1 protein-coding gene is annotated in these 816 nt (G+C 70.0%); it reads left to right on the top strand.

Annotated elements, in window-relative coordinates; genetic code table 11:
- Positions 1-762: AarF/UbiB family protein (locus VQ02_RS33625; RefSeq protein ID WP_048448625.1), on the top strand; the 762-nt coding region annotated here is incomplete at its 5' end.
- Positions 763-816: the final 54 nt, after the last annotated feature.

The following is an 816-nucleotide window of genomic DNA, read 5'->3' as shown; positions in this document are numbered from 1 at the left end:
GCGCTCTACGCCGACGTGCTGCAGGGCCTCGACTCGGTGCGGGTCCCGGTCGTCCATCCCGACCTGTCGACCCGCCGGCTGCTCACCCAGGGCTGGCTCGAGGGCGAGAAGATCCTGACCTTCACGGGCGGCCCGCTCGAGGTGCGCAACCGCCTCGCCCACGCCATGTTCCAGGCCTGGTGGCATCCCTTCAGCCGCGCCGCGGTGATCCACGGCGATCCCCATCTCGGCAACTACACGGTGTTCTCCGAGGGCGGCGAGCCCACGGGCATCAACCTGCTCGATTACGGCTGCATCCGCATCTTCCATCCCCGCTTCGTCGGCGGCGTGGTCGACCTCTACAAGGGGCTGCTGCATGGCGACGACGCCCGCATCGTCCACGCCTACGAGAGCTGGGGTTTTCGCAACCTCACCCGCGACCTCATCGAGATCCTCAACATCTGGGCCCGCTTCATCTACGGCCCGCTGCTGGAGGACCGGGTCCGCACCGTCGCCGACGGCGTCAAGCCGAGCGAGTACGGCCGCCGCCAGGCCTTCGAGGTCCATCGCGCCCTCAAGGAACGCGGGCCCGTGACGGTGCCGCGGGAATTCGTGTTCATGGACCGGGCGGCGGTGGGCCTCGGCGCGGTGTTCCTGCACCTGCGCTCGGAGCTGAACTACCACCGCCTGTTCGAGGCCCAGATCGACCGCTTCTCCCTCGACGACCTCGCCGCGCGGCAGCACGCGGCCCTGGAGCGGGCGGGCCTGCCGCAGCCGGCCTGAGCCGCGGATCGCGCGCCGCGGAAATGCGGGGCGGATCCGCACTTTTACTCTCGT

This window comes from Methylobacterium variabile, assembly GCF_001043975.1.
Lineage (GTDB): Bacteria > Pseudomonadota > Alphaproteobacteria > Rhizobiales > Beijerinckiaceae > Methylobacterium > Methylobacterium variabile.
The sequence above is the reverse complement of the archived record's forward strand: the minus strand, read 5'-3'. Positions and strand labels throughout refer to the sequence as shown.